Annotated in this window: 2 protein-coding genes; both read right to left on the bottom strand. The window is 65.1% G+C overall.

Annotated features, from left to right (window positions below; all coding sequences use genetic code 11):
- A partial coding sequence (gene istB / locus ACODTJ_RS29100) for an IS21-like element helper ATPase IstB (RefSeq protein WP_488851698.1) occupies positions 1-721 on the bottom strand: 721 nt, incomplete at its 3' end.
- Positions 721-1,894: IS21 family transposase (gene istA, locus ACODTJ_RS29095; protein WP_488851696.1), on the bottom strand; the 1,174-nt coding region annotated here is incomplete at its 5' end. The genes istB and istA, both read right to left, overlap by 1 nt.

Raw genomic sequence — 1,894 nt, 5'->3', positions numbered from 1 at the left:
TGTTCTTGAAGCGCCAGCTCTCGTTGCCGGTCTCGACGATGTCGCAGTGATGGGTGAGCCGGTCGAGGAGCGCGGTGGTCATCTTGGCGTCGCCGAAGACGGACGGCCATTCGCCGAAGGCGAGGTTCGTGGTGACGATGACGGAGCTCTGCTCGTAGAGCTTGCTGACCAGGTGGAAGAGCAGTTGTCCGCCGGACTGGGCAAAGGGCAGATAGCCGAGTTCGTCGAGGACGATGAAGTCCATGCGTGCGAGATAATCGGCCATGCGGCCCTGGCGGCCGGTGCGGGCTTCGGCCTCGAGCTTGTTGACGAGATCGACGACGTTGAAGAAGCGGCCTCGAGCACCGGCACGGATGCATGCCCGGGCGATCGCGATGGCGAGATGGGTCTTGCCGGTCCCAGTCCCGCCGACGAGGACAACATTGCGCTGGTGCGCCAGGAAGTTGCCGCCGGCGAGATCATGAACGAGGGTCTCGTTGATCGGGGTTCCGTCGAAGGCGAAGTCGGCGACATCCTTGGCGAGCGGTAGCTTGGCGATGGTGATCTGATACTTGATCGAACGAGCCTGCTTCTCGGCGATTTCGGCGGCGAGGAGGTCGCCGACGACGCGCTGCGGCTCGTGCTGGCGCTTCACCGCCGAGGCGATGATCTCGTCGTAGGCGGCCTTCATGCCATAGAGCTTGAGCTCGCCCATGGTGGCAAGAATCTCCGAGCGTTCCATCACACGGCTCTCCTGAGGCTGTCGTAGCGGGCACAATCGGCGGCAGGCTCATGGTGCAGGCGCAAGGCATCGGGCGTCATGATCGTGATCGCTGCCGCCGGCTCGCGGCGCCGGGCCAGGATGTTGATGATCACGTCGGCGGAGTGGACGCCTTGCCGCAGAGCATCCGCGCAGGCGGCTTCGACGGCGGACAATCCGTCGCTCAGCACCGCGGTGAGGATCTCAACCATCTGCCGGTCGCCGTCTTGAACGGCCGCGAGCTTGCGCCGGACCCGGTCGATCGCACCGGGCAAGACCCAGTCCTTGAAGGGCGCTCCGTTCCGCAGGGCGCCCGGCTTGCGAGCCAGTACCGGGACATAGTGCCAGGGATCGTAGATGGTCTGGTCGCGGCCATAGCAGCGGGGATGCTCGCCGACGATACGCCCGTCCTGGCGCAGCTCGATCCGATCGGCATAGGCGCGGATCTCGACGGGGCGCCCGACCGCACTCGCGATGACCGAGTACTTGTTGTTGTCGAAGCGCACGAGACAGGTCTTCGACACCGAGGCTGGCAGTGAGTGGAAGCCGTCGAACCGCCCCGCGTAAGGCACCAGGCTCGGGCGCTCGGCTTCGAACATCTCCCAGATTGTGCGGTCACGTTGCTCCGGATGGCGGTGGGCCTTGGCGTAGCGAAGCACCTGATCCAGCAGCCAGGCGTTCAACTCGTCGTAGTTCTTGACCCGCAGGCGCGGGGCGAAGAAGCGCTCGCGCACGAGCCCGACCTGGTTCTCGACCTGCCCCTTCTCCCAGCCCGAGGCTGGCGTGCAGGCGACAGGGTCGACCAGATAGTGGCTGCACATCTGCTGGAAGCGGCGGTTATAGGCCCGCTCCTTGCCGACGAAGATCGTCTCCACAGCGGTCTTCATGTTGTCGTAGATGCCGCGCGTGCAGGCGCCCTTGAAGAAGGCGAAGGCGCGGTCATGGGCGTCGAAGACCATCTCCTGGCTCTCGCGCGGATAGGCCCGTACGAACAGCATGCGCGAGTGACAAAGCCGGACATGCGCCACCTTCACCTGGGTCGTGGCGCCATTGATGACGACGATCTCGTGGCTCCAGTCGAACTGGTAGGCCTCGCCGGGCGCGAAGCTCAAAGGCACATAGGCGTCGGCTGTGACGGCGGATTGCTCGCGGCGC

It is taken from the genome of Allobosea sp. FG18, assembly GCF_057809495.1.
Note: the sequence above shows the minus strand (reverse complement) of the source record. Positions and strands in the feature narration are given on the sequence as shown.